We start from the raw sequence: 26572 nt of genomic DNA, 5'->3' as shown, positions 1-26572 counted from the left end.
GTGCCGAATTTCGTATGGTCGTAGACCCGATTGCACTGCACAGCTCGGTCAACGTAAGGCCGGCAATGTTCCTGCGGAGGCTGAAACTGATGCGGACGTATCCGGACATCCACGATGTCTTCCAGATGGGCAATCGTGGCAATTGTGAGACGTTCAGCAAACCTGTTGTGTGCGGAACTCAGGCGTTTGTGCGCCGTGCCAAACGCGTTGGCAATGAAGATGCAGTTAACTGCCTTAAAGACAGACGCCTTGTACGCCGAGCACGTCGCACTAGTTTCCGATGGCGTGCTGGTCGAGCGACTGCTAAGCGCAGTGAAAAGCATGGTCGAGACAATAGCTGCCAATGGGCCCCTCACCGCGCGAATGATCAAGAAAGTCGCTGAAAAGGCAACAACATATCACTCAAGCAGCCCATCGACTGAAGTGGCTTGGGGATTGATGCGCGAGTCTACAGATCGAATTGACGGCTGGCGTACTTTTGCTGGAAACACAAGCCAGGTTACAGGGGCCGGCAAGCGTGTCCGGATACCACTTTTCGTACAGAGCGAACGCACGCCGTCGCTCGTGCGAAATCTCGCGACGGTTTTGATCGACCACGCGTTGACCGAATCCCGCGGCGAACCCCCGCGATCTCAAAGAATGCGGGAGTGAAGTCGCAGAGAGCATGCTGCATCAATCTAAAACATCAATGGAGACAGTATGACGAACACAGTAACGGGCACCGTCGACGGAGCCCGACCCGCAACAACCATATTAAAGGACGAGCGAATGGTGATCTTCGCGTCGTCGCTGGGCACGATATTTGAACTCTATGATTTTTTTCTTGTAGGCGCGCTCGCCGCTGAATTAGCCAAGAATTTTTTCTCCGGCCTAGACCCAACTATCGCCTACATCAGCACGTTGTTGGGTTTTGCCGCCGGCTTCGTGCTGCGCCCTTTTGGAGCACTGGTGTTCGGCCGCATCGGCGACCTCATCGGCCGCAAGCGCACCTTCCTCGTCACGGTTGTGCTAATGGGCGCATGTACCTTCGTAATCGGCCTGGTGCCCACTTACGCGAGTATCGGGATCACCGCCCCAATCCTATTCATCACAATGCGCCTATTGCAGGGACTGGCGCTCGGCGGCGAATTCAGCGGAGCCATGATCTACATCGCCGAACATGCTCCGACGCGCTCACGGGGACAATGGACCTCATGGATTAACCTGACCGGCTCGCTGGGACTGCTGCTTTCCCTGGCGGTGGTCTTGCCGACCCGCTATGCGCTAGGCCCTCGGGCTTTTGCCGAATGGGGCTGGAGAATTCCCTACCTCATGTCGATTCTTTTGCTATTGATCTCGGTCTGGATTCGCCTGAAGCTGAGCGAATCGCCGGCGTTCGAGCGTATGAAGTCAGAGGGTAGCCTGTCGAAAGCGCCGATTCGCGAGACTTTCGGCCAATGGCAAAACCTGCGACTCGTATTGATCGCTCTGATTGGCATAGTGCCGGGACAGGTGGTGGTGCAATACACCGCGCAGTTCTACACGTTGTTTTTTCTGAGCAAGACGCTCAAGGTCGAAGACGTGACGGTCAATATCCTTGTCATCACAGTCACGGTCCTGACGGCGCCGCTGTACGTTTTCTTCGGCTGGCTGTCCGACCGTGTTGGACGCAAGCCAGTCTACCTCACAGGCGTGCTGCTTAGCGCGGTATTCACCTATCCAGTCTTCGGTTTGCTCACGCACTATGCCAATCCCGTGCTCGAAGCGGCTCAGCAAGGCGTGCCGATTGTCGTCGTGGCCGATCCGGCACGATGCTCGATTCAGTTCAACCCGACGGGGACTGCGAACTTTACCAATTCGTGTGATATCGCCAAGGCAAAGCTCACTCGTGCTGGACTGGCTTATAGCAATGAAACAGCCGCGACCGGCGCGACTGCCACCATCAAAATCGGCACCCAGACGATCCAAAGTTACGACGCAACGGCCTCGGATGCGGGCGCGGAAGCAAAGCGCTTCGACGCACAACTGAAAGACGCATTGGCGAACAGGGAAGCTGCGCTTAAACTCCAGGCTACACCGGCACCCAACTGGCCGATGGCTGCCCTGATGCTTGCAATCCTCCTCTTCTTCGCGACCATGACCTTTGCATCGGCATCCACCATGCTGGTGGAACTGTTCCCATCACGCCTGCGATATACCGCCATGTCGTTCCCGTTCCACCTTGGCACCGCAGTGTTTGGCGGCTTCCTGCCAGCCATTTCGTTCGCAATCGCCGCAGCCACTGGCCACCCGCTGTCGGGACTGTTTTATCCCATCTCCCTCGCTGCACTGTCATTCTTTATGGTTTTGTTCGTCGTCAAAGAATCAAGGGGGATCGACCTGCATTCAATCGGGAAAAAGTAAGCCAGATCAGGTGCGCACTCCCGTTGCCTGCGCAACGCCTGACCGACAGAGCCAGACGTACGGGCACGCGCACTTTCCAGTCGAACGAGAAACGTAGAGATAGTTCGACTATGTTTGTTGTCGGGAACGATCGCTGCAAATCCGATTTCAATTCACCACTCGTCCCGACGACCCTCATCCATGTATGCGTCGTGCTCGACAGCTGGTCCCGCAGCGAGGGGGCCTGCTTGCCATACGATCAGCAGGCCGACAGACGCCCCGCCGAAGGCCACTGCCGGGGAGAGGCACGGTCTGCTGGCATTGGCAATCTTCTTACCATTTTGAGCAATCATGGCCTTTATTACGTGCCCGAGCGGCATCGCAACACCGCTGGTGCCCGTGGGCTGATTGGTCTAATAGGCCGACATCAACGGCCGGGTTGGTCAAACGAAGCAATCAGTGGGCTGCGCGGTTTGCCCGATGGTCGATGGGACTTTAGAGGGTGTGGCCGGCGACTTTTCGTAGGCTCATTAATCGCGTCTAGCCAATGTTAAGGCCCTCACCGAGACATCAAGGCCCCAACCGTCGGCGCCCCGTTTCCAGCCGGTAGCAAGGGATCTGCAGTTCGTGACTTTTTCTCAACTGTCGACGTATAAATTTCCGTTGTCAGGAGTCCCCGAAACCCGGAGACTCGTTACAAAACAAGCTCTAAAATTCCGAGCAATTTACACGGAGGCAAAACTGTGAACAACGCCAATCCAACTTACGACGCCGATCTTTATAGCGACGAAGTCCACCTGAACCCTTTTCCTCACTTCAAGAAGTTGCGGGATCTCGGTGCTGCAGTATGGCTTCCGCGGCATGTAGCGTGGGCAATCCCCCGCTACAAGGAGGTAAAGGAATGTCTACGGAATACGGATGTATTCGTCTCGGGTCAAGGCGTTGCTCTGAATGACAAATTCAACACGATCATGCGCGGTAACGCGGTGACTGCCGACGGCGAACTGCACACCAAGCTGCGCAAAATCATGGGTAAGCCGATGCTGCCAGGCGCGCTTATCGCCATCACCGAGCGGGTTCAGGCGACTGCTGACACCCTGTCGGATCAGTTGATAACGCGCCGCAGCTTCGATGGTGTCACAGATCTGGCTCATCACCTGCCGATGTCGTTGGTCACCGAATTCGTTGGCCTGTCCGATGAGGGTCGCGATCATATGCTTGAGTGGGCAGCTGCCGCGTTCGATGCGGTCGGCCCGATGAACGACCGCGCGCATGCCGCACAGGAAAGAATTGGCGAAGCGGTAGCGTATATCAATCACTGCGTCGCTACTCGGGCTGTGAGACCAGGCAGTTGGGGTGATGGAATTTTTCAGGCTATGGATAGCGGGGAAATTTCGCGGGAGAACGCTGGTCATCTGCTGATGGACTATATTTTTCCGTCGCTGGACACGACCATCAATGTCACGTCAACTCTGATACTCAATTTTGCACGGTCTCCCGAGCAATACGAAATGGTACGTAACGACCCTTCATTGATTCGCAATGCGATCAATGAAGCCGTCCGCATCGACTCGCCGATCAGGCAATTCTCTCGAATGGTCGTCCGCGACGTCGAAGTCGACGGTATCACTCTGAAAGCCAACACACGAGCGCTGATGATGTTTTCGTCGGCCAACCACGACGAGCGCAAATTTCAGGATCCGGAGCGGTTCGACGTACGCCGGAACGTGAGTGATCATTTGGGCTTCGGCCATGGAGTCCATCAATGTGCAGGCATGCACCTGGCGCAACTCGAAATCGGCTGTTTGCTGAAGGCCTTGATTCCGAAGATCAAGCGCTTCGAGCTTGTTGGCGAACCTAGGTACAGTGTCAACAACGTCCTTCGCGGTTTGTCCTCCCTCCCCGTCACGGTGCACTGAGCGATGAGCCACGATTTCGTCGGGAGCGTGCAACCATGCTAGCCCGTACCCTCTCCAACTCCGATGAAGCTATGACAACGAGGACGATGATGGAGGTGCGCGTAGCGCGCAAGACCTTCGAAGCGCAAGATATTTGCACGTTCGAACTTGTCGACCTCTCGGGTGGCCCGCTGCCGAATTTCAGTGCGGGGTCGCACATTGATGTCGAAGTCGGCCCGGGTGTCGTGCGCCAGTACTCTCTGTGCAACGACGCTAAGGAGCGACACCGGTATCTCATCGGCATTCTACGGGATCCCAACACTCGAGGCGGGTCGGCCCGCTTGCACGACCATGTATCCGAAGGGAGCGTGATACGGATCGGTGAACCGCGCAATCACTTTCCATTAGTGCACGGCGTTAAGCACAGCCTTTTGCTTGCCGGCGGAATCGGCGTCACACCGATCCTCTGCATGGCGGCGCAACTCGCTGAGGCTGGGGCTAACTTTGAGATGCATTACTGCACGCGTTCGCAGACACGGACAGCGTTTCGCGAGCGCATCCTGGATAGCGTCTTTGCGGACAAGGTGCACTTCCACTACGACGACGGAGGCCCTCAGCAGAAGGTTGATATTCCGGCGCTACTCGCAACGCCAGACTCCCAAACTCACCTGTATGTCTGTGGACCGAGCGGATTTCTCGACCTCGTGATCTCCACCGCCAAGGCCAACGGTTGGGCGGATTCCAACGTCCATTTTGAATACTTCACCGGCAAAGAGGTTGACGCTTCCGCCAACGTGAGCTTTCACGTAAAGATTGCTAGTACCGGTAAATTAATTCCGGTGACAAGAGATCAATCGGTGACTGCGGCACTGCTGGCCAGCGGGATTGAGATTCCTATGTCGTGTGAGTCGGGTGTGTGCGGGACATGTATCACACGCGTGCTTGAGGGAGAAATCGATCACCGTGACATGTACTTCACGGACGATGAGAAGGCACGCAATGATCAGTTCACTCCCTGCTGTTCACGTGCAAAATCAGACTTGCTCGTGCTTGACCTCTGAACGCACAGAAAAAGTGTCCGCATGACCGAGAAAGAACTGAATTTTTTGCTACCCCTACCCGCTCTGACATCCCGGATTCTGGTTGCTGGCACCCTCGGATAGCCGCCTGCCCAAGAGCCCACACACGCAGCCGAAACTCAGGCGATTCACAGGCGTCGCACAGTCCCCCCCTTTTTCAATCTCATCTTTTGAGTAAAACCATGACAGCAACACGCGGTTACGACAGTGTCGATCTCGACACATTTAGCGAAGACAGTCGCTATAAATTTCTGACCGGGTCGGTGGTGCCGCGCCCGATCGCTCTGGTGACGACGTTGAGCGAGACCGGAGTGTTGAACGCCGCGCCGTTCAGCCAATTCGTAATCATTTCGGTAACCCCGCCTCTCCTGGGCATAGTCGCGCATGACGCGACTGAGCGGCAGGTTTTCGCGGCCGCTCCTGGCGCGTACAAAGATACGGTCCGCAACATCCTTGCTAATGAGGAATTCGTTATCAATAGCGTCTCGGAATCGATGGCGCTGCAGGTCCAGGAGTGCGCCCATCCATTTCCGCCTGACGTGAGCGAAGTGGACACGGTTGGCTTCCACACCCTGCCTTCTGATCTGGTGAAGCCGTCTCGCATCGCTGAATCCCAAATTCAATTTGAGTGTCGTCTTCATCGCACGGTGCCGTTTGGCGATGGCCACTCGAAGACTACGCTGGTGGTTGGTGAAGTGGTGCGAGTCCACTGCGCCGAGGGAGTGCTCGAAGGACATCGAGTGATCCACGACGCACTGCGGCCGCTCGGCCGCATTGCGGGCCGTAACTATTGCCGTACTGCGGATATTGTGAGTGTGTAGAACTCTGCCGACCGCTTTGATGCCGGCAACACCATATACCAATACCCGTGATGCCCGCCGTCTTCGACGAGCACACGGGGCCGAAGTTATGTCAACGCATTCTACGTGCCCGCTCATGGCGCTAGCCTCTCGGCAGAACCGGTGCTCCACCGCGAGGCCATCGATACTGGAAGGGTTTGTAGCAGTAAGTGCTGAGTCTGCTCAAACCTGATCATCGCGCTTAAAAACGAGTTCTACACCCGGTATCTTTGTGGAGATATCGGATGCGACTTTTATCGATTGGCGAGACGGCGGCAGAACTGGGCGTAGCGGTAGGCACGCTGCGGCGCTGGCATCGACAGGGCCTGTTGATGCCGTTCGGCCGGACTGTCGGCGGCCCATCGACGATACCAGCGTCGACACGGTACGCGCCACCCTAGGCCGGTAGTGCCGCGGGTCAGTAAAGATCAGTTTCCCGGAAGGCACCCCAAGGGAGGCCATAAGCAACGAACTCACAGTCCATCGGCACGGGAAACGAGAGGCGAAGCGCGTTTGAAAGTGCCCTGCGCGGTGGCGATCAGCCGGCCGTCTTCTGCCAGTAGTTGACCACTCGCAAAATACAGTCGGTGCCCCGCCCGCGTCACGCGCCCTTCGGCTGTCAGCCGCCCCTGCTGGACGCCGCTCAGGTAGCTGACGGTCAGCATCACCGTGACGGCATTGCTCACAGCCGCGTCGGCCGATATCTTGAGGCCAGCGTATCCGCAGGCCGAATCCAGTAAGGTCGCGATCACCCCTCCTTGCAAACTTGCTTGCCGATTCAGGTGTCGTGACTCGATATCGAGCGCTAGCGCGCAGTGACCGGGGGTCCATTCGAGCAAGCGAACGCCAAGGTGCTCCAACAGGGGATTGTCAAGGTCGGGCGCCTTCGCTTTGCCGTCTGCAATATATTCAGTCATGGTGTGCGTCCAAAATCGCGGCCGTCAACGCGTCGACGGTGAGTTGTACAACGCTGATTGCTTGGTTTGCGCGTCGAACGGTGAGTGCCAACGTGGCCAGGCGGGGGACTCCGCCGAAGTGCCGTCCGGCCGGATCAGTTCGCTGATTTCATCGTCGTCGACGGCTTGGGGGGCCCGCTCCTGGATACTTGGCACCGTGCGTACCGTCGCCGGCGTTCTTGCCAGACGATATGGCACATTGAGCAAAGGCCAGAACCGACCATCATCGTCACGTCCCGCAGTCAACACGTCGATCGAGAAATCAGGATTGTCGAGCAACTCATCTACACGGACCACCGGCACAGCGCGCCGCCCGAGCTCAGTCAGCGTTTCGATGGCCTGTTCCCGCGTACTAGCCACGCACCTCTCTTTCAGTACATCGCTTAAGATACTGGCGCCTTGATCCGGATGACTGAGCCAAACGTGCCCGTCAAGACAAGCGATTGTCTCACCGGCCGCCTCAGCGTTACCCGCAGCGAATAGCGAGCTCCATACCGCTACATCTTGCATTGCCACTTCTACGCAAGTGCCGGCGCGCCGCGACGGATCAACGATAGCTGCGAGAATTGCGAACAAAGCCGCCTGCCCGCCGAGCACGTCTGCAGCTGAAGCACCAACCTTGACCGGGACATCATCGCTGCGGGTACGAGCCATCAATCCCCCCATTGCCTGAATAACCGTATCGAAGGCCGGTCGGGTTGGATAGGCTGACGTCAATCCAAAGCCGGAAATCGAGCAATATATAAGGTCTGGATTGAGGCCGGCGAGCGAGTCACGATCGAGCCCGAGCTTTGCGAGGGCACCAGGGCGCAAATTCTCGATCAGCAGATCTGCCGTCCGAATCAACGAGCGAAGTCGCGCGAGGTCGCCCTCCTCCTTCAGGTCGAGTGAAATGGCCCGCTTGTCGGTATTATTAAGCGCGAAGAAATAACTGAGGCCGTTTTGCCCCGGTGGCCAGGTGCGAGCAGCCTCACCGTCAGGCGGCTCAACCTTGATTACTTCCGCGCCCAGAGCGGCTAGGTGCTTGCCAACCAAAGGCGCTGTCGTGTATTGACCAATTTCAATTACCCGGATTCCAGCCAGCGGCGCACCGCCTGAACGCCGCTCCGTATCGGGGAGAACCTGCCCGAGTGCCCCATCGATAGTCCCGCTGGGAGTTGCGGCTGACGCCCCTAGCGGATGAATGGCGAAGGGAACCATCGCAGCGTAAGTACGCGGCTCCACTGGCGCCTTAGCTAACTGGCTGGCCAGCAACGGATGGCGCAATCGAAAGTTCGGCTCGTGCTGTAAATCTTCGATGGTTAGGATCGGACCAGCAGCAATGCCAATCCCTTCGCAAAGCGCAGAACATTCCTGCGTCGACAGGGTGCGAGTCCAGGCTTCAACTCTCGTATCGAGCCTGTCAACATGTCGCAATCTGTCCGGCAATCGATCGAAGACGGATTCTTCAAGTTCCGTGTCACCGATCGCATCGCGCAAACGCCGCCACTGCTCTTCTGTGCTTGTGCAGATCAATATCCAGCCGTCGCGAGTGGCGTAGGCGTTCCACGGTGCGCATGCTGGATGCCTGTTTCCGACACGGCCAACTCGGTCTTGTGCGAAAGCTTTGGGCAGAAACGTGGTCAACGCACTTGCGGCGCAGCCAAACAGCGAGACGTCGATATTCTGGCAGACGCCACGCATACTCCGCACGCGCAACGCGGCAACAATGGCTGTGGCAGCATACATGCCGGCGGAGATTTCGGTAATAGGAACGCCAATATGCACCGGAGGCCCCGCCGAAAAGCCTGTGGTATCCATCAGCCCCGTGATTGCTTGCACCTCCGCATCCGAAAACGGCATGCCCGACCGTGCGCCCATCACTCCCATTGCAGTAATGTCACACACAATCAGATGCGATTCGGCGCGCAATCTGCCCAGGGCATCTCGTGCCGCTTTCGGGGCAACGTCCGAAGCAGTTACGACGACGTCAAAGCCATCGAATGGCACTACATCCCCCGCGTCGGCGATCGTAATTTGTGCGCCGCTGGCAGCTAGCATCTCTATGCACAGGTCGACGGACCTCCGTCCACCCCACGCCAATGCACGAATACCGCTCAGCATACCGCTCGTCCGCTCCATTCCCACTCCACAAAATCATCTGCACGGCAGGGCTACAGGCTTCGAGTCCACCACCCCAAGACATTAAGCGTACCGACTGCGCCATCGTCAGACAAACGACTTTTATAGCGTGCTCGCGTGAGTTTTTGTCAAACCAAGTAAGCAGCTGGCGTATGGCGCTTCGCCCATGTATTGGATTGGCTTATCCTCAGCGGGATCAGCCAACCCTGAATCGCTGCGGGGACAACAATTCGGTGTTGAGAGCGATGACCGCGGCAAGCACCATGGCGGCTCCGGCGTCGAATTCCATGAGGCAGAATGCGGTGTGCGCGATCGGGAAACGCGCAAGACAAAGAGTGCATGAGACGCAGCGCGGTCAGATGCTAACTGCCATCGACGTAAGGACGAATATCCACGCGGCGGCCGCCGCAATGGCCCATCGAAAGGACGGGACAATGCGTTCGCCGATGCCGCGTATCGGAGCGCCGAGGAACGAAGCGTGGTTAGTGAGCTGCGATGATGACATGGAGACCGAGGACGGCAGACAACCAGACCTGGGCGCTTGCGTTGTAGTGATGCGCGAATCACCGGCCATTGAATGCGTCGGGATCGGGATCGAATCCGCAAGCATCTGCCACCTACGTGCGAATCAATCCCGTGTCATTTGTGACGACGGCGTCTGTGCCTGCTCTATCAGCCAGGCCCTGAATTGACGGAAAGCTGGGTTGCGTGAGCGATTCCTTGGGTACACCAGGTAATAGGTGAACTCTCCTCGATCGAGCACGGTGTCAAGCGGTTCAATCAATCGCCCAGCCGCAAGGTCGTCCGCGACCAAGACCCGTTGCGCCATCACGACGCCCTGCCCTTCAAGTGCTGCCTGGTAGGCCAGCACGGAACTCGCATATTTCTGTCCGGCATAAGGGTCGATTCCATCCACCCCGGCGGCCTTCAACCAGAGCATCCAATCATCCGGGCGCGCAAGGGAATGGAGCAGCGACAAATTCTTTAAATCCGCTCCGCTTCGAAAGTTCATGCGATCCCGATAGCTTGGTGTACACATAGGGGACAGTTCATTGTCAACAAGTCTGTCCATCTCGTAATTAGGCCATTTACCGTCCCCGAGGCGAATCGCGCCATCTATATCCTCGTGTTCGAAATCCACCTCCTCCAGCGAAGTAGTGATCCTCACTTCCATGTGCGGGTGGAGCGATTGGAAACTCGACAGACGCGGGATAAGCCATTTCATGGCAAACGTGGTGTAGGCACGGATCTTCAAGACTTCAGGGCCGCGCGCCCCGGTGAGCTTCTCGGTCGCTTCGCGGATCCCCTCAAAATGTACCGTAATCGCAGAAAAGTATTGCTCACCTGCGGCCGTTAGAAGGACAGCCCGCGGTTCACGCCGGAACAACTTCAGTCCAAGGTGGTCCTCGAGCAGCTGGACCTGGCGGCTGACAGCACCGGAAGTCACAGACAATTCTTCGGCAGCTTTGCGGATACTCTTCAGACGGGCTGCCGCCTCGAATGCGCGAAGAGGATTTAAAGGTGGAAGCCGCGTCATTTCATAATATGTTGTTATGTTTGAGATCCAGTCAACGGTGACCGCGAGTTCCCCGAAACCTCGACTCAAGGTTTTCCTCGCTCTGGCGGTCGGAACAGTAGACAGTATCACATCGATTACCATGCCGGCCCATTCGGACGATCTCGTAGCCCACGCTGCGACGGGCCGCCCATTGTTCGTCTAGGCTGAGTTCTGTTTTCGTCAGACCCAACTATATCCGGATAGCCAATCTGGCTACCATTCGATAGTGTCTACTGCACTGCGCAACGTCAGAAATAATGCCCTTTGGCAAATAGGTGCACCGCTTGGGTGGCCGCTGTTTCGCGATTGAAGGGGTACTCCTCCCTGTCTGCCCGTTTCGTCGCAGGCACGGCTTCGCCCGTGCCTATTTTTTCACCTTTCCGTCCGGACTGAAAGCAACTAGAGCAAGGCGACCGGCGACACATCTGCTGCGTTCTCCTGTAACCGGGAGTGCGGCTCCCGGCGCTCTCCGTTGCGCCCGTCATCAGGAAATTTTTCCATGAATCCGAACATGAGTGAGCGGCTGAATCCCGTCGGCCGCGACGATTTACTCCAGCAATACCTGCAGTTGCGCGACCGAACTGAGAGCCTCGTCGCAACGCTGGAAAATGAAGATATGGTGGTTCAGTCCATGCCGGACGCGAGTCCTGCGAAATGGCATCTGGCACATACGACATGGTTTTTCGAAACATTTCTGCTCATGAATGGATCGGAAATCTATAAAGTCTACGATCCAATCTATGGCTATCTCTTCAACTCATACTATGAGTCATTAGGACCTCGGCAACCTAGGCCCGCACGCGGACTAATGACCCGTCCGTCGGTTGAAGACGTAATGGGCTATCGGTACTATGTCGATAGCCATATGCGCGTGTTGCTGCGCTCCGGCCTGTCGCCAGAGGTCGAATCCCTGGTTCGACTCGGAATCGCGCACGAAGAACAACACCAGGAATTGTTGCTTATGGATGTTTTGCATCTATTCGCACAGTCGCCACTTAAACCACCTTACGACTCAAGCTGGGCGCCCGACTCTGCGGGTCGAACGGGCCGCTTCCTGCGAGCGCAAGGTGGTTTGACCGAGATTGGAAACGCGTCGGATCCAACCGAATTCGCCTTTGACAATGAGCGACCAAAACACCGGGTGTGGACCGAATCGTTCGAGATAGCAGATCGCCTCGTCACCAATGGCGAGTGGCTTGCTTTCATGAACGCTGATGGTTACAGGCGCCCGGATCTTTGGCTTTCAGACGGATGGGCACGGGCGCAAGCCGAGTCGTGGGAATCCCCACTCTACTGGGAGCGCGTGAAGGGAGGCTGGTCATGTATGACATTGGCGGGGATGCGCCCCATTGACGAGGCAGCCCCCGTTACTCACGTCAGCTACTACGAAGCTACCGCGTATGCACAATGGGCCGGCGCACGCCTGCCGACCGAGGCAGAATGGGAAATCGGCGCACGCAACGGTCTCCTGGAACAGGTGGACGACGTAGCGTGGCAATGGACGCAAAGCGCCTATAGCCCGTATCCCGGTTTCCGGGCGTCGGCTGATGCGGTTGGAGAGTACAACGGCAAATTCATGGCCAATCAGATGGTACTGCGCGGCGGAGCAAGCGTGACACCTGCGGGCCACTCGCGGGATACATACCGAAACTTCTTCTATCCGCACCAGCGGTGGATGTTTTCCGGCGTTCGTCTGGCTCGCGACGCATCCGACGTCAAGGGTCCATTTGCTGGGTTTGAGGGATTTGCCGCCGAAGTGGTTGCTGGCTTGTCTGTCAAACACAAGACACTGTCGCCGAAATACTTTTACGACGCTGCCGGTTCGGCGTTATTCGAAGAAATCTGCCGGACGCCAGAATACTATCCAACACGTACCGAGACGGCACTGCTTCAGCAGATAATGGGGCAGATTGTTGGACTGATACCGTCCGACGCTGTATTGGTCGAGTTTGGCAGCGGAGCGAGCGAGAAAACACAACTAATCCTCGACTCGGCACCGCAGATTAGTGCTTACGTCCCCATTGACATTAGCGCGGATGCGCTGGCCGCAGCTGTTGCGCGCCTTAACCAAAACTATCCTAACCTGATCGTCGCACCTTCGGTGGACGACTTCACGCGCGCCATGACGCTGCCGCCGATCGCACAGGACCGCCCCAAAGTCGGCTTCTTTCCGGGGTCGACAATAGGCAATTTCACGCGCGATCAGGCCGTAGCGTTTCTTCGAACGGCCCGCCGCCTGTTGGGCGACGACGCCTTGATGATAGTAGGCGCAGATCTGGTCAAGGACGAAGCTACGCTCCTTGCCGCCTACAACGACGCGGCAGGCGTCACCGCCAGTTTCAACAAGAACCTCCTGACCCGGATCAATCGCGAGCTCCTCGGCGACTTCAACCTGGACGCCTTCGACCATCTCGCCGTCTGGAATCGTGAGCAACGTCGAATTGAAATGAACCTGGTCAGTCGCGCCGACCAGGTAGTCAATGCTGCTGGCAAAACGTTCGCGTTCAAAAAAGGCGAGTTTTTGCACACGGAGAACTCACACAAGTTCACCACCGACTCCTTCGCCAGCCTTGCCTCCGATGCCGGCTGGACAGCCGGACGAACGTGGACCAGCGATGCACCCGAGTTCGGGGTATTCGTGTTGATGTAGGCCGAATTTCAAGATCAGGCTCGGTAGACGCCACACAAAGCACGCCGAGTCGCTTACGCGCTGCCGCAAGCTAGCGTCGAGCCCCTTCGTCGCATCCGCGGCGAAGGGATTCCGATCGCAGAGCGGTTCGAAGAATGAACCAAAGCGAGCCGTCTCCCACATAACGCTTTCGGAGTTCCCAATGCCGTATCAGCACATCAAGGTTCCAATCGGTGGTGACAAGATCACCGTCAACGCCGATTTTTCGCTCGATGTTCCCGACCGGCCCATCGTTCCGTATATCGAAGGCGACGGCACAGGTGTCGACATCACGCCGGTCATGCTCAAAGTGGTCGATGCGGCGGTTGAGAAGGCCTACGCGGGCAAGAAGAGAATCCACTGGATGGAAGTCTATGCGGGCGAGAAGTCGACCAAGGTGTACGGCCCGGACGTCTGGCTCCCGGAAGAAACGCTGGCGGTGCTGAAGGAATACGTCGTCTCGATCAAGGGGCCGCTGACCACGCCGGTCGGTGGCGGGATCCGTTCGCTGAATGTCGCGCTGCGTCAGGAACTCGATCTGTACGTTTGCCTGCGCCCGGTGCAGTACTTCAAGGGCGTGCCTTCGCCGATGCGTGAACCTGAGAAGACCAACATGGTGATCTTCCGCGAGAACTCGGAGGATATCTACGCCGGCATCGAATGGGCGGCGGAATCGGAACAGGCGAAGAAGGTCATCAAGTTCCTGCAGGAAGAAATGGGCGTGAAGAAGATCCGGTTCCCGGAAGCTTCGGGTATCGGTATCAAGCCTGTGTCGCGTGAAGGCACGGAGCGTCTGGTGCGCAAGGCAATACAGTACGCGATCGATCACGATCGCCGCTCAGTCACGCTGGTACACAAGGGCAACATCATGAAGTTCACGGAAGGCGCATTCCGTGACTACGGCTATTCGTTGGCGCAAAACGAATTCAGCGCTGAGCTGATCGACGGCGGCCCGTGGATGAAGATCAAGAATCCGAAAACGGGTGGCGACATCGTGGTGAAGGACGTGATCGCCGACGCGTTCCTGCAGCAGATTCTGCTGCGCCCATCCGAGTATGACGTGATTGCCACGCTGAACCTGAACGGTGACTACATTTCAGACGCGCTGGCGGCACAGGTTGGCGGTATCGGCATTGCGCCGGGAGCGAACATGTCGGATTCGGTCGCGATGTTCGAAGCCACGCACGGCACTGCGCCAAAGTACGCGGGCAAGGACTACGTGAACCCGGGTTCGGCAATCCTCTCGGCGGAGATGATGCTGCGCCACCTCGGCTGGACCGAAGCAGCCGATCTGATCATCAAGTCGATGGAAAAGTCGATCCTACAGAAGCGAGTTACGTATGACTTCGCGCGGCTGATGCAAGGCGCGGCACAAGTTTCGTGCTCGGGCTTCGGCGAGACCATGATCGGAAATATGTAATACCACCTTATTGGGCAAGGGGACCCGAGCGAAAGCAATCCAATCCGTGCAGCGCTTTGACGCTATGCACCGATGTGCATAGCCACTTCGAATCACTGACTGGAAGAGGAAACTGCTGATGCTATGTGCCAGGTTACCCGCCGCTGCCGCGCGCTTTGCATAGAGTGTTCGATAAACAAAGTGTTCCAGAAGGCTGATACGGACACTCAAACGTTGGGTCGCCGGGATTACAGTGTCACGCAGGGTCCGATTCAATTGAACGCGCGTGCTCCTTGAGGTCCAGTTTCATCCTTGCGTACAGGCTCTGGCGACGGAAGTTTTTTGATTTGAGACTTGTCGAAGCGCTTCTGTTCGCCATGAAGCCCATACTTCCCTACTCTACGGCGGATAACCTCTGCACGTCGCATGCTGCAGTTGACGGTTAGGCGTGTGGCTCGAGTAGAACGATGTAAATCCAGAAAACCGAGGTCAGAAATGATGACGAGAAAGTCGATTCTGTCCGGAACCTACCTCCGGTCCTTTGCCGACTGTCTAAGTGAGGTCCTCTGGACCCAGGAGCAGATAGATCAATCTCTGAGTGAAACGCTAAAGTCCCGACCGGCCAATGGTGAGGTTTGGCTCTTCGGTTACGGGTCGCTAATCTGGAATCCACTGTTCGAATACGACGCCCGGGAAATCGCCACGCTGCAAGGATGGCAGCGAAGTTTCTGCTTGCGTGTGATTGCGGGCCGAGGGACTAGGGAAACACCGGGAAGAATGCTGTCGCTGGAGCCAGGAGGATCTACTCGCGGGGTCGCGCTGCGACTTCCTGCGGCTAATCTGGATGAAGAACTCCGGTTAGTCTGGACTCGCGAGATGTTAACTGGCGCATATACGCCAACTTGGGCAGACGTCGCACTTGACAACGGAAGGTTACTAAAAGCACTGGCCTTTGTCGCAAATCCGGCGCATCCGTTCTACGAATCAAATACGCAGGTTTTGCACATTGCACCGTTCGTGGCAGCGGCGTCGGGTCTATTGGGGAGCAACGTAGACTACGTTCGCCGGTTGCAGTCAGCCTTGCTCAACTGCGATATTAAAGATCCGTACATCGACCAACTTGCGACCGAATTGGACCGCCTCTCAACCAGCACCTGATTGCACCGGGGCTATGCTCCGATGCGCGGCAAATTTTGAACGTTTGCAATTTCCCGCCATGGCTCACTTGAGCGCTACAAGCTGCGCTGACGATTTCTTCTTAGCAAGTTCCCCTTTCCTTCTATTGTGAGCCCATCCGCCGCAACGTCGCTCATTCTACCGATGAAGCAATTGCGGCAAGCCGCTCCCGAGTGGCGGGCCATTGCACGCATATCACACCTTTGTATGCAGTTCCACAACTTGAACGTAAGAGATGAGTGGTGCGTGCCCACTCATGCGTTTCTCGCCCTCCTCTGTGGCACGACCGCACCGGCTTGGTGAAAATTAAGCGAAAGCTAAAGAAGGAGTCCGTCACGCCGATATTGAGCATAGTTGAGCTGTTTTTTATTATGTGCGGATCTGCAATCCGCTCGATGTTTTCCTTCGTTGGAGTTCGACTGTGGACCATTCGGCGTGTGCGGTGAAGGCCGGTGAGACCTCTTCTGAGAAACGGCTCAATTCGCCGCCAGCCAGCGCGCCTGAAGTCCTGACGCAAGCCCTCAATGGGACGCCGTCCTACCTATGAAACGCAATCTCTTCTTTCGCTTGCTCGCACGCCTTCGCGTGGGGCGAAAACTCCTGTTCAGTTGCTTGAGGCCAGACGTCATTACTGTGTGGTTGACTGGCAGGGGCTGCGATCAATCGCCAATAGCGAAGCGGTACTGCCGCTGAAGTCCCAGCTACCGACAGAAATTCATCCACCACGCCAATAGGGATTTCATTGGGAAAACGACAGTCGATCCGCGATACGACGACCGTAGACGGAATGGCTTGGCGTGGCTGGCCAATGGCGTCCTCAAGGGTCCGGTCGCGCGCTTGGCGAGAAGTGCTGCAGGTGTGCCACCAGACATACGGTGGGCGAAACCGATGGCGTCGACAAGCGCCCTCTACAGCGACCCTTTGCGAGCTCGCGCCATGCTGCTGGGTTTATCTCGCGAGCTAACAAAGGGAACGGGTGAGGCATCGGGCTTCCGAACGGTATAAAGCCCACGGCTGTGCGCGACTTTCAGGGTTCTCCCCGTTATGCAGCGATGCGCTCTCGCCAGCGCGGCCCACCGTCACGGCGCCCGGAAGTTACCTCAAAGCGACTGGCAGGCAATCGCCCACACAAGAAGATCGCATGGTCGCACTGGCCGTGCTATGCCCGGCAGACCGTTAGGACCGTCACCCGGTCATGTCGCCGGAAGCCCCCAATGCCCGGGACAACGTCGTCGCACGCCTCGCCACTTCGCGTCCAATCGCTTCGATATTCCCATGCGGCAAGCGCGACTTGGGCGACGTCAGGCAGATGCAGCCCAGAATGCCGCGCGGGCCAAATACCGGCGCAGCGATCCCACGTGCATCAGGTAACTTCTCGCCGGTACTGACGGCATAGCCCTGCGCCCGAATGGTATTCAGCTCAGCGGTTAGCGCTCGCCTGGAGGGCAACGCGGCCCCGCACGCTGGTGACGGCCCTTCGTTTGCAAGCACCGTTTGCACGACATCGGTGGGCAGATACGCGAGAATTGCTTTTCCCGATGCGCCCCAAACCAGCGACAGAGGCTCGAACATGTCGATTTGATATTTGAGCATTTGCTTGCCGTCCGCCCGAGCGACAAAGCTAACGGCACCCTGCTCCGGAAGATACAACCCGAACACGACTGCCTCATCGAATGTATCAGCAACCTCCTGAATCATCGGCAGTGCGATATCGGGAGCGCGCACGAGTGACATGACGCGCGCCGCGACCCGGTAAAACTGAGGCCCGATTGAATATTTGTGCCCCTCCGCTGCGGCCTCGACAAACCCTTCCTTACGTAGCAACTGAAGCAACCGATGAGCCGTAGATGGCGCCAATTGCATTTGTTCCGCCACTTGTTTGACAGCCATCGTACCTGGAGAATCGGCAAGCAGGGTGAGCAACTGCACGGCACGACTCACGGTGCCCGTCGTTGCTGTGGCCGGCTCGACGACGGAAGCCAGGGAGGTTTTTTTCTTTGTCGCGTTCAAATCGTTACCACCTAGAAGGTACTGCGCCAGATCACGCACATTACGTCACAGAATACTCGACGCGCCGCATAATGCCCGCAGGCACTGGTGTCGCTGCACACAGATTCTATCAACAATCCTAGACCGCAAAACCTGACCTATGGCCACCGTTCCCGGCAGTCTCGAGTTTTGAATCGGCCCCACACCCCTGCTGAATGGTTGCACTCGCTAGAAGACGCAATTTATGGACGCAAGCAGTGCGCTACGGAATGGCGTAGCCAGCCAAGCAATCTGTCAAATTTTCGGGTCCCAAGTATTTCATTTACCAGATTTAATTTCCGGTCAACGGAACAAATATAGCTTGCGGCTGGATCATGCGCAAGCCGCTCCGTGTGGCGCAAGCCAACTTCCGCCTCCTCCGCGAGCGTCAACAAACCCGGCCCGACGGCAGCTACGCTCGCCGCAAACACAAATCTTCTTGCCAACCACGTGGGCGATATCCTATTATTTCCATATATGGAATGTCATTCCATATATGGCATTCGTAACGATCCACAAGATGCCACCGGGGCGGGATGAAGTTTCCTTATGCGAGTCGTGCGCCGGGGACGGACGTCACATCGACGCATTGCCGTTCCAGAATTGACAGGACACGTGCGTTACGCCGTGCGCGTTACACGTTACTTAACGCGCTGCTCAAGATAGAATCATGCGAGACGCTATTTGCCCTCGGCTACGTCGATTTCCCGGAAGGCTTACGTGTATGGAGGGACGTCGAAATCGGTCAGCCATCGCTCGGCACCGTTCCAGTCATTCAAACCAACGCCGTCTCCACTGGCGAGTGGTAGCGCGCGCAACGCGTGAATAGATGGGAGCGACAATCTATCTGTCTCAATTCGTCATATTTAAATAGGATTACATATCAAATTAAACACCGAGGTTTTGATTTAACGGTCGAAGAGTACTAACGATTGCACTCATCCGGCCTGTTGCAATTACTACAGGTCTCGCAAACAAGTTGCCTCTGGTGATGCCACGGGGTCCGCCACTGACCGGCGCGTCGACGAACTCGATGGGGCGTTCCTGCAGTTGAGCAGCGATCTCGCGACACGCGCCTGGACCGATGGTCGACGTTTCGATGTAATAGCTCACTGCCTGTCCGTGTATGATCCCTTCCCCCCCTACGGTCACGTCCCTGCTGGCCTCTGCATCGGGCACCGAGGCTATGACAAAGCGCGCGCGCTCGGCCGAGCGATCGTACACAATCACCTCATATCCGGCCGCCATCAGTCGATCCGTGATGGACGCACCCATCATCCCCAATCCGACAAAACCAATTGCTTCACTCACTTCCAGCCTCCTCTCACCATGTGTCGACCGATCCGTTGTCCAGCATTCATTCGCGCGAGGATGCCACGCGTCGAGGAGCGCATAGCCATGCGCAGACGAAGCCAAATACGCCCAACGCCGCCATATAGGCCGCGATCAATGTAGTGCCACCGGATAGGGAAAACAACAGCGTTGCTAGAAACGGAATAGTGCCGCCAATGATGGTGGTCGGAATCGACTGGCTCAAACTGATACCGGTGTAGCGTACCGACACGTCGAAGCGAGACGAAAACAGGGCAGCCTGCGGCGCCTGCAAGGAGGCATGGTTGATCGCCAGCAGGATCGCCATCGCACCTAAAGTCCAACCCATCGACGCCCTATCCAGCATATGGAAATACAGGAAGGAGGATACAAAGGAACTCAGGGAACCAAAGGCAACCATGCGCCAGTGACCAACTCGATCGCTGATCCAGCCGAACATCGGGATTGTGATCAGAGGGATCGTTGAGGCAAGCAACAAGGCGTTGAGTACGGTGCCCCGGCTCATGCCCAGATGGCTCGATGAATACGACAAGGTGTAGATGGTTGCAATATAAAACACTGAATTGCTCGGTGCGGCCATGCCGAAAGCCAGGAACAGATCTTTCCAGTTACGCCTGAACACATCGACGATCGGCACCTTCGGCTCCATCTTCTTCTGGCTGGCCTGCAGAGCCTCGAACTCCCGCGTCTCGTCGATGCCCATTCGGATCCAGAAGGCGATGAGGAGCAGAACCAGACTTGCGAGAAAGGGAATGCGCCACCCCCAAATCAAAAACTCGCTTCCCGAGACCCAACCGCTGATCGTGGTCACGCCCGAGGCCAGAATCAGGCCACCGGGGGCCCCCATCTGCACCGCGCTTCCAATCAGCCCCTTGCGCTCTGGAGGGCTGTTTTCGACCAGCATCAACGCCGCGCCGCCCCACTCTCCCCCCATCGCAAGCCCCTGCAGCAAACGCAATGCTACAAGCAGAATCGGCGCAAACACACCGATCGATCCGAAGGTTGGCAGCAGACCGATGGCGACGGTCGAGGCACCCATCAACAGTAGCGAGATGATCAGCGTACGCCGACGCCCCAGCTTGTCGCCCCAATATCCAAACAGAACACTGCCAAGCGGGCGCGAAAAGAAACCGACAGCGAAAGTGGCAAATGCGGCAAGTGTTCCTACCAGCGGGCTATAGCTGGGAAAGAACAACTGCTTGAATACCAGCGCTGCCATCGTTCCGTAGATAAAAAAATCATAGTACTCAAGCGTCGTACCGGAAAAACTCGCCACAATAATCTTGAGCATCGCCGGCCTGCGGGCGGCGATCTGTATATTGTCCCCTGGTGCGGATACCACGCTGACGCTATGACTTACTGGCATGATCTCGTCTCCTGATAGTTATTTTAAAGAGCCCCGACATGCCTCTCGGCAAGGGCACACGCTGACGTCGTCACTGACGCCAGCGGAAGTTGAAATGGCGCGCATGAGCTCAAAGAGTGGTCTTCTTCCGGGCGCTAAAAGTGCGGCGAAGCAACTGTATTGCCTCATGCCCGCGGCCAAAAATCAGGCTCATGATGCTATCGAGAGCCCTCCGCGTTCGGCGCAGGTTCGTGCGAACCCGAGGACTCCCAATGCCGTGTGAGGAGAGAAGCGAGTTGGCCCGGCGTGGTGAGCGCTACCATATGCCCCGCATTCGAGATCTCCGCGAACTGGATATTCTGCCCGGCCTTCGCCTCGACGAAAGCTTGCACGATCTGTCGCATGGCCGCAGGGGGTGTCGATAAATCGATGCTGCCTGCAACCGCAAGCGTCGGAGGAAGAAACTGTGCCAGTTCGCGATAGCCATCGAACTGGGCAAAAGCCGTCCAGGCCGCAGCCCATTCCTCAGGTGACATCGCCATCAGACACTCGCGCGCATAGTCGAGCACCGCCTTGCTCGAATTCGTGCCGCCGAACCACCGTTGTAGAGTGTCGTCCAGCACGCCTTCTATGCCACCGGCAAGCGCAGCGTGCGCCCGATTCTTGAACTCGGCGAATCCATGAGGTGGCGTAGTGACGAGCGTAAGCGAGGCGACAAGTTCCGGGCGCCGGGATACTGCCGCGGCGGCAATGCTGCCCCCGAGAGAATGGCCTAGCACGTGCACGCGCTGCCCATCGAAGCGAGCGAGCGCCGCGAGCGCATCGTCAACCCAGTCTTCGAAGGCGAGCGCTGCACTCATGCTCAACGTGGCACTACCGTGCGCCAGCAGATCATAACTAACGATGCGCCAGCCGGGCGCAAGCTGCTGGCGCAGCAAGTCGAACGCACGCCGGTCAAGGCCCAAAGAATGCAGCGCAAGGACGGTTCCGAGCTGACCTGTGCCAATGTCTCGCCACGGGGTGGCGGAGTGGCGAAGTTGAACGATGGAATCCGATGGATTATCAGTAAACATTTGATGTACTCCAGAACCGCAGTAATTCGCTCGCGACCTCAACGAGGCTTTCGACCATCGGCGTATGACCTGCGTCTTCGATTACGAGCCGATGTGGCACCTGTGGCGCTCCCGGTCGACAGCAGCGCGCACACGTCATCGAACATCGATCCATAAAAAAGAGCGAATGCAGCATGAAAACCGGCTCCTCTCCACCAGCGGCCCTCGATCGAATATCCCGGTAATGCAGGCGCGCGCCGTCGTCGGTTAAAAGTATGTCCTGCTGCATGGTGAATACAAGGTCGTGCGATTTGCAATGGACTTTGTGCCGAGGCGTTGTGCTACGGAACGCACTCCGATGTTCGCTTTCGGGGATGCTATAAATTCCGCTAAACGGAATACGATAACGCTCAATGGAATAACGGTATCTACTCAGACTGACGGTGTCAAGCGCTTTCTAACGCAACGCAGACCGCACTCGTCGTGATTCTTGAATGCGCTTCGGGCGGCAAACTTCACTTGTCAGGATCCTCTGGCCAAAGTATTATTTCACACCAACGGAATCTAATTCCGTTAACCGGAATTAACATTGGCAGCGCAAGATAAGCAGTTTCTGTTACCGAACGGATGGCCCAGCCACAATGCCATCCGGCCGTCCCGGCTCTTTCTCTGCCCACGCCGGCATAACCAGCAGATATACAGCTTCGGAGACCCGGATTCATGCCACTTGACTTGCAGCGATTAGCCCATGCCGTGGCGTCCATATCCGTAGATGGACAGCCGGTGACACACCAGGAGGTTGCACGCAGCCTCCTGGACACCATGGCCGTCGCCACCGCTGGTCGCCACGAAGTGGTGGCGCGCAAGCTCGACTCCCTGTATGGCGATGCACCGGTATCCCTCGAGCATCGCGCGTTCGTGGAAGCCACCGCTGCTCACGCGCTGGACTATGACGACGTGCAACTTTCCAGCATCGTGCATGCGAGCGCCGTTATCGTGCCCGCGTTGCTCGTCGCCGCCGAACGCCGCCCCCATCCGGACATGGCAGCGGCTTATCTCGCAGGCCTGAGGGTCGCCGATCTCGTGGGCCAGGCGCTTGGCCCTGGCCACTACTCAGCAGGCTGGCATGCGACCAGCACAATCGGGCCAGTCGCCGTCGCTGCAGCTGTGATGCGCATGTGGCGCGCGCCGCAAATGTCGATTGAACGCGCGCTTGCCCTTGCGCTGTGCCAGGCGGCCGGCACGCAGAAAAGCTTTGGTTCGATGGCCAAACCCGTGCACGCGGGTATCACGAGCGCCGCCGGCCTACGTTCCGCCTTACGGGCCCGGCAGGGCATCACTGCCTCACAGTCCCCCTTTGGCGAGAAGGGCCTTGAGGTACTGTACGGCGGCCGATCGGATTCGCCGTTACCCTGGCAGGATCCGCCGACGGTCAACGTCTCGCGCAAAGCTTTTCCACGCTGTTACGGGGGTCACCGTCTGATCGCCACGGTGCTTGAGATACGACGTCAACTGTCGGGGAAGCCTTTCGCCTCGCTCGCTGTGACCGTGCGCACCGGCACCTTGCTGCCACTGCTTACCCGACCGCCGACCAATGGCAATGAGGCAAGGTTCTCTGCCGACTACCTCCTCGCGGTCGCGATAGTGGATGGCCAGGTCGGCCAGCGACATTTCGATGACAGCTGCCTGGAACGAACCGACATCTCCGGGGCGCGGCGCTGGCGCAAGCCACGGTCGAGGCATTTCCAGGCTCACCCTCGGCGCCGTTCGCTGATAAGCAACTCGACGCGCAGGTTCCCAACTGTCTCGGTCAGTCGCACGACGCGGGCGCGACGCTCAAACATGATCTCAGTCGTTGGCTCGGTCTGACTAGCGAACAATCTCAACGCAGTTAAAAGGAGGCGAAATGCCAAACATGGAATCCACCAGGACGTCGGGCGCGGCCTACGCTAACGATGCCCTGCCTTTCAAAGATCTAGAGGAACCGAAACCAGCCCAGTTCATCAAGCAGGACGGCATTGTCCTGCTCAAGGGAAGCGTCAGTCGCTCCTCGGGATATAAAGCCTTTCCTGAACGTGACGTCTGCCCACAGACCGGTGCCCGCGATATGAGGCCAACGCTGTTCGGTCCGCATGGCACGCTGTATTCCTATTCCTCGGTGCACGTGTCGTCAACGCGGGCGACGCCCTACGCCATCGGCTATGTCGATTTTCCCGAGGGCGTGCGCGTCCTGGCCAATGTCGAATCGCCGGCAGCCTTGAAAGGGGAACTGTCCTGCGATATACCCGTAGAACTGCGCGCCGAAGGCGACCGTTGGTTTGTGGTCCCGCTTGTCGGCCAACAGGACGGAGTATCAGCATGAGCAACGCTTACATCGTGGGCGCCGCAATGATTCCGATGGGCAAATATCGTGAATCCAGCTATTCGGGCCTGGCTGTACCCGCCGTCTTAAACGCGATGGTTTCCGCTGGGATTCGCCCACAAGATGTGCAGGCGGTCGTATGCGGGCATACCTACGGCGGCATGCTAACTGGCCAACGCATTGTCAAGGAAGTCGGCATCAGCTCAGTGCCCGTCATCAACGTGGACAACGCATGCTCGGGCGGCGCGTCGGCATTGCATCTCGCGTGGAAAGACGTGCTCGAGGGCAGGCACGAAGTCGTGCTTGTAATCGGCGTTGACAAGCTCACGCAGTTTGGTGGGGGTACTTTGCCACTGGTGCTTGAGGATCCTGAAGTCCAGCAAGGCATGGTGATGCCGGCCGTGTACGCCATGCGTGCCCGCCGCTACTTGCACGAACGGGATGCATCGATCCAAGACCTCGCCGAGGTGAGCGTCAAGGCGAGACGTCACGGCGCGCGCAATCCGTATGCCCAATTCCGCAGAGAGGTAAGCGTCGAAGACGTGATTAGCTCGCGCCCGATTGCCGATCCGCTGACCTTGCTACAGTGTTGTCCGACCGGCGACGGCGCGGCCGCCGTGCTCGTAGTATCCGATGCGACGCGGCGCAAGCTGGCACGTCCCGCAATTCGGATTGCTGCGTCGATACTCCACTCCGGTTCAGCGATCTGGGGCTTTCGCGACATGCTGCGACCGGAGATCAGTTATCACTCTGCCGCGGAAGCCTACGAGGCGGCGGGATTCGGCCCGCGGGATCTCGACGTCATCGAATTGCACGATTCATTCTCGATCGCGGAACTGGTGTACTACGAGGCTTTGGGGTTGTGCGAAGCGGGCGCCTCGGCCGCCTATCTGCGCGCAGGCCGGACCACATACGGCGGCGACGTTGTCGTTAATCCAAGCGGTGGGCTGCTCTCCAAGGGACATCCGGTTGGGGCGAGCGGCGTCGCGCAAGCGGTGGAGATGTATTGGCAACTTACTGGCCAGGCTGGTGCACGTCAGGTGGGGAATGCGCGTCTCGGCCTCAGCCACGTGACCGGCGGCGGAATCGCTGCTCTCGACCACGGTGCCTGCACCATTCACCTGTACGAAAGAGCTTGAAGTCCTCCGGTAAACCAAGAAACGCACCCATGAAAGTCCAGAACAACGCCGCCCCACTGAAAGGCTATCGGGTTCTTGATCTTACGACGTTCCTCTCCGGACCGTTCTGCACGCAAATCCTCGCGGATCTGGGCGCGGAAGTGGTCAAGGTCGAGGCGCCCGATGGCGACTCCAGTCGCGCGATCCCACCTTACTTTGTCGGTGACGACAGCGCGTACTTCATGAGCACCAATCGCAGTAAAGAAAGCGTCGCAGTCGACCTGAAGCAGGCCGATGGGCTCGCTCTCGTCAAGCGCCTCATAGCTCAGTCAGATGTGGTGGTTGAAAATTTTCGCCCCGGCGTCGCGGCTCGAATCGGCCTCGATATCGACGCCTTGCGCGAGACAACACCGCGCCTGATCTGGGCCTCCATCAGCGGCTTCGGCCAAAGCGGGCCGTGGCGAGACAAGCCGGCGTATGACATGATCGTGCAAGCTCTGTCCGGCGTCATGAGCCTGACTGGCGAACCAGGGCGCCCGAGCGTGCGTTTGGGCATCCCGGCGGGCGACATGGTCGCTGGGATGTATGCCACCATTGCGATCAACGCGGCGCTCGCCGATCGCGAACGTAGTGGTGCCGGCCGGATAATCGATATCTCGATGCTCGATTGCCAGCTCGCGATGCTTTCCTATCAAAGCACCTATGCCCTGCTTGCCGGCATCACGCCGCAGCCACAGGCCGCGCGCCATGACTCGATTCCGACCTATCGTTCCTTTGTCGGGGCGGACGGACGCGAGCTGGTCGTGACCGCCAACACTGAGCGGATGTGGCGAGGATTGTGCGAGGTGCTCGGCTTGCCTGAACTCACTCGGGATGCCCGCTTCGCCGACGGTGCGCAGCGTCTAGCCAACCGCGAAGCGCTATGGGAATTGCTCGAAGCAGCCTTCCGACAACGCGGCGCAGCGGACTGGATCACGCCGCTTGCCGAAAACGGTGTGCCGGTGGCCTTGATCCGAACCGTACCCGAAGCGTTGGACGACGCACGTCGAGCCGGACGAGAGATGATCATTCCCATTTCAGACGGGCATGGACAATCCGTCGAAGTCGTCGGCAATCCGATCAAATTTCCGGGCTCGACGCCGATGCAGCACGGATACCCACCGTCACTGGGCGGCGACAATGAGAAGGTATTGCATCGTTGGCTCGGTGCGGATAAGGAGGAGATTTGCGCACTTGTCGAGAGCCAAGCGTTGCGGTCGCGCTGAAGAGGATGTGGCGGG

At 57.8% G+C, this 26572-nt stretch carries 19 protein-coding genes and 2 pseudogenes; 14 read left to right on the top strand and 7 right to left on the bottom strand.

Annotation, left to right across the window (positions count from 1 at the left end; genetic code table 11):
• Positions 1 to 213 precede the first annotated feature (213 nt).
• From P3T21_RS22400 to P3T21_RS22375, 6 genes and pseudogenes are all read left to right on the top strand, one after another.
• A complete protein-coding gene (locus P3T21_RS22400) occupies positions 214 to 651 on the top strand; it encodes a hypothetical protein (RefSeq protein ID WP_429258128.1) in 438 nt (145 codons plus the stop codon).
• Positions 652 to 699: 48 nt separating this feature from the next.
• A complete protein-coding gene (locus P3T21_RS22395; protein WP_429258127.1) occupies positions 700 to 2382 on the top strand; it encodes an MFS transporter in 1683 nt (560 codons plus the stop codon).
• Between the two features lie 722 nt (positions 2383 to 3104).
• On the top strand, positions 3105 to 4280 hold the full coding sequence (locus P3T21_RS22390; RefSeq protein WP_429258126.1) for a cytochrome P450: 1176 nt from the start codon (positions 3105 to 3107) through the stop codon (positions 4278 to 4280).
• A gap of 35 nt (positions 4281 to 4315) precedes the next feature.
• The gene (locus tag P3T21_RS22385; RefSeq protein WP_429258125.1) at positions 4316 to 5320 is read left to right on the top strand and encodes a PDR/VanB family oxidoreductase; all 1005 of its coding nucleotides are present in this window, start codon (positions 4316 to 4318) and stop codon (positions 5318 to 5320) included.
• A 200-nt stretch (positions 5321 to 5520) separates the two neighbouring features.
• Positions 5521 to 6159, top strand: coding sequence for a flavin reductase family protein (locus P3T21_RS22380; RefSeq protein ID WP_429258124.1), 639 nt, complete (start codon positions 5521 to 5523; stop codon positions 6157 to 6159).
• 263 nt (positions 6160 to 6422) lie between these two features.
• Positions 6423 to 6555, top strand: a pseudogene (locus P3T21_RS22375) (MerR family DNA-binding transcriptional regulator); the annotation flags it as partial.
• Positions 6556 to 6650: 95 nt separating this feature from the next.
• Here P3T21_RS22375 and P3T21_RS22370 read toward each other — a convergent pair.
• The 3 genes from P3T21_RS22370 to gcvA all read right to left on the bottom strand — a co-directional run bounded on the left by P3T21_RS22370 (position 6651) and on the right by gcvA (position 10914).
• Positions 6651 to 7094: a PaaI family thioesterase gene (locus P3T21_RS22370; RefSeq protein ID WP_429258123.1), complete on the bottom strand. Its 444-nt coding sequence runs from the start codon at positions 7092 to 7094 to the stop codon at positions 6651 to 6653.
• Between the two features lie 24 nt (positions 7095 to 7118).
• Positions 7119 to 9254, bottom strand: a complete 2136-nt coding sequence (locus P3T21_RS22365) for a CoA transferase (protein WP_429258122.1) — start codon at positions 9252 to 9254, stop codon at positions 7119 to 7121.
• 628 nt (positions 9255 to 9882) lie between these two features.
• Positions 9883 to 10914 (bottom strand): transcriptional regulator GcvA, encoded by a 1032-nt coding sequence (gene gcvA, locus P3T21_RS22360; RefSeq protein WP_429258121.1) that lies wholly within the window; start codon positions 10912 to 10914, stop codon positions 9883 to 9885.
• A 397-nt stretch (positions 10915 to 11311) separates the two neighbouring features.
• Here gcvA and egtB point away from each other — a divergent pair.
• From egtB to P3T21_RS22340, 4 genes and pseudogenes are all read left to right on the top strand, one after another.
• Positions 11312 to 12520: pseudogene (egtB, locus tag P3T21_RS22355) on the top strand (ergothioneine biosynthesis protein EgtB); the annotation flags it as partial.
• Between the two features lie 48 nt (positions 12521 to 12568).
• A complete protein-coding gene (egtD, locus tag P3T21_RS22350; RefSeq protein ID WP_429258178.1) occupies positions 12569 to 13462 on the top strand; it encodes an L-histidine N(alpha)-methyltransferase in 894 nt (297 codons plus the stop codon).
• Positions 13463 to 13643: 181 nt separating this feature from the next.
• Positions 13644 to 14900 (top strand): NADP-dependent isocitrate dehydrogenase, encoded by a 1257-nt coding sequence (gene icd / locus P3T21_RS22345; protein WP_429258120.1) that lies wholly within the window; start codon positions 13644 to 13646, stop codon positions 14898 to 14900.
• A 474-nt stretch (positions 14901 to 15374) separates the two neighbouring features.
• The gene (locus P3T21_RS22340; protein ID WP_429258119.1) at positions 15375 to 16037 is read left to right on the top strand and encodes a gamma-glutamylcyclotransferase; all 663 of its coding nucleotides are present in this window, start codon (positions 15375 to 15377) and stop codon (positions 16035 to 16037) included.
• A gap of 1203 nt (positions 16038 to 17240) precedes the next feature.
• On the opposite strand, the gene P3T21_RS22335 is transcribed toward P3T21_RS22340, so the two are convergent.
• The 4 genes from P3T21_RS22335 to P3T21_RS22320 form a co-directional block, all read right to left on the bottom strand.
• Positions 17241 to 18065: an IclR family transcriptional regulator gene (locus P3T21_RS22335; RefSeq protein ID WP_429258118.1), complete on the bottom strand. Its 825-nt coding sequence runs from the start codon at positions 18063 to 18065 to the stop codon at positions 17241 to 17243.
• Positions 18066 to 18971: 906 nt separating this feature from the next.
• Complete coding sequence (locus P3T21_RS22330) at positions 18972 to 19394, bottom strand: NAD(P)-binding domain-containing protein (protein WP_429258117.1); 423 nt, start codon at positions 19392 to 19394, stop codon at positions 18972 to 18974.
• Positions 19395 to 19440: 46 nt separating this feature from the next.
• The gene (locus tag P3T21_RS22325; protein ID WP_429258116.1) at positions 19441 to 20781 is read right to left on the bottom strand and encodes an MFS transporter; all 1341 of its coding nucleotides are present in this window, start codon (positions 20779 to 20781) and stop codon (positions 19441 to 19443) included.
• A gap of 197 nt (positions 20782 to 20978) precedes the next feature.
• Positions 20979 to 21833 (bottom strand): alpha/beta fold hydrolase, encoded by an 855-nt coding sequence (locus P3T21_RS22320; RefSeq protein ID WP_429258115.1) that lies wholly within the window; start codon positions 21831 to 21833, stop codon positions 20979 to 20981.
• Positions 21834 to 22532: 699 nt separating this feature from the next.
• Between P3T21_RS22320 and P3T21_RS22315 the strand changes: the two genes are divergently transcribed.
• The 4 genes from P3T21_RS22315 to P3T21_RS22300 are packed head-to-tail and all read left to right on the top strand — an operon-like array spanning position 22533 to position 26557.
• Entirely contained in the window at positions 22533 to 23681 is a 1149-nt protein-coding gene (locus tag P3T21_RS22315; protein WP_429258114.1) for an MmgE/PrpD family protein, read from the top strand.
• Positions 23682 to 23718: 37 nt separating this feature from the next.
• Positions 23719 to 24174: a Zn-ribbon domain-containing OB-fold protein gene (locus P3T21_RS22310; RefSeq protein ID WP_429258113.1), complete on the top strand. Its 456-nt coding sequence runs from the start codon at positions 23719 to 23721 to the stop codon at positions 24172 to 24174.
• The gene (locus P3T21_RS22305; protein WP_429258112.1) at positions 24171 to 25313 is read left to right on the top strand and encodes a thiolase family protein; all 1143 of its coding nucleotides are present in this window, start codon (positions 24171 to 24173) and stop codon (positions 25311 to 25313) included. Before P3T21_RS22310 ends, P3T21_RS22305 begins: the two co-directional genes overlap by 4 nt.
• 29 nt (positions 25314 to 25342) lie before the next feature.
• The gene (locus tag P3T21_RS22300; RefSeq protein WP_429258111.1) at positions 25343 to 26557 is read left to right on the top strand and encodes a CaiB/BaiF CoA transferase family protein; all 1215 of its coding nucleotides are present in this window, start codon (positions 25343 to 25345) and stop codon (positions 26555 to 26557) included.
• Positions 26558 to 26572 lie beyond the last annotated feature (15 nt).

It is taken from the genome of Paraburkholderia sp. GAS334 (assembly GCF_050436625.1).
Lineage (GTDB): Bacteria > Pseudomonadota > Gammaproteobacteria > Burkholderiales > Burkholderiaceae > Paraburkholderia.
The sequence above is the reverse complement of the archived record's forward strand: the minus strand, read 5'-3'. Positions and strand labels throughout refer to the sequence as shown.

Bases quoted from the DNA above. Each gene is read 5' to 3' on its own strand.
- P3T21_RS22400 (WP_429258128.1), top strand. From the start codon at position 214: ATGAAGATGCAGTTAACTGCCTTAAAGACAGACGCCTTGTACGCCGAG.
- gcvA (WP_429258121.1), bottom strand. From the start codon at position 10,914: ATGGTAATCGATGTGATACTGTCTACTGTTCCGACCGCCAGAGCGAGG.
- P3T21_RS22320 (WP_429258115.1), bottom strand. From the start codon at position 21,833: ATGTTTACTGATAATCCATCGGATTCCATCGTTCAACTTCGCCACTCC.
- P3T21_RS22300 (WP_429258111.1), top strand. From the start codon at position 25,343: ATGAAAGTCCAGAACAACGCCGCCCCACTGAAAGGCTATCGGGTTCTT.
- P3T21_RS22395 (WP_429258127.1), top strand. From the start codon at position 700: ATGACGAACACAGTAACGGGCACCGTCGACGGAGCCCGACCCGCAACA.
- P3T21_RS22380 (WP_429258124.1), top strand. From the start codon at position 5,521: ATGACAGCAACACGCGGTTACGACAGTGTCGATCTCGACACATTTAGC.
- P3T21_RS22310 (WP_429258113.1), top strand. From the start codon at position 23,719: ATGCCAAACATGGAATCCACCAGGACGTCGGGCGCGGCCTACGCTAAC.
- P3T21_RS22315 (WP_429258114.1), top strand. From the start codon at position 22,533: ATGCCACTTGACTTGCAGCGATTAGCCCATGCCGTGGCGTCCATATCC.
- P3T21_RS22365 (WP_429258122.1), bottom strand. From the start codon at position 9,254: ATGGAGCGGACGAGCGGTATGCTGAGCGGTATTCGTGCATTGGCGTGG.
- icd (WP_429258120.1), top strand. From the start codon at position 13,644: ATGCCGTATCAGCACATCAAGGTTCCAATCGGTGGTGACAAGATCACC.
- P3T21_RS22325 (WP_429258116.1), bottom strand. From the start codon at position 20,781: ATGCCAGTAAGTCATAGCGTCAGCGTGGTATCCGCACCAGGGGACAAT.
- P3T21_RS22385 (WP_429258125.1), top strand. From the start codon at position 4,316: ATGCTAGCCCGTACCCTCTCCAACTCCGATGAAGCTATGACAACGAGG.
- P3T21_RS22370 (WP_429258123.1), bottom strand. From the start codon at position 7,094: ATGACTGAATATATTGCAGACGGCAAAGCGAAGGCGCCCGACCTTGAC.
- P3T21_RS22305 (WP_429258112.1), top strand. From the start codon at position 24,171: ATGAGCAACGCTTACATCGTGGGCGCCGCAATGATTCCGATGGGCAAA.
- P3T21_RS22340 (WP_429258119.1), top strand. From the start codon at position 15,375: ATGATGACGAGAAAGTCGATTCTGTCCGGAACCTACCTCCGGTCCTTT.